This is a genomic window from Flavobacterium poyangense, from assembly GCF_011751075.1.
GTDB lineage: Bacteria > Bacteroidota > Bacteroidia > Flavobacteriales > Flavobacteriaceae > Flavobacterium > Flavobacterium poyangense.
The window spans coordinates 1-515 of record NZ_JAALLN010000241.1 but is presented as its reverse complement, the minus strand read 5'-3'; the positions used below and the strand labels follow the sequence as shown (position 1 = coordinate 515).

Annotated in this window: 1 protein-coding gene; it reads left to right on the top strand. The window is 48.2% G+C overall.

The window, feature by feature from the left end:
- Positions 1-35: 35 nt before the first annotated feature.
- A partial coding sequence (locus tag G3A47_RS23500) for a hypothetical protein (RefSeq protein ID WP_208328467.1) occupies positions 36-515 on the top strand: 480 nt, incomplete at its 3' end.

Below are 515 nucleotides of genomic sequence, written 5' to 3'. Positions count from 1 at the left end.
AGTCGAAGGGACACTATACTCTGCAGTCTTCGGCTATGCAGAACAGCAAAGGAAACTCGGAGATAGGAGAGAAGCACAAAATTAGCGATGGCATGCCACATCTACAAGATCTAATCAAGAAATTTGAAGCCTTCCACAAAAAGACCCAGAACGAGATCGATAACGCCGCCATCGCACTCGTTGACAACCACGTTCATTTCAACAACAACGGATACGGCAAGACCCACGCTTCTGCCTCCAACATCAGGTACGCTTCCTTCACCAGCAACGGCTACGTCCAGGACTACGCGAATTCCACCCACAACTTCCGGGACTTATACGATTGGCCCATCAACGGCGGATACAATAACGACAACGCTTTCGCCACCAACAATGGATACAAATACAATACCGACTGCACTTATTCCAACGGATTCGTTAGTAGAGCCCAGCCAAAAGTTTACTTGCCCTTAGTAGACAGCAGCATAGTCAGCATGGTGCCACCGCCGTCCTTTTTAAAGGGCATTGGAAATTTC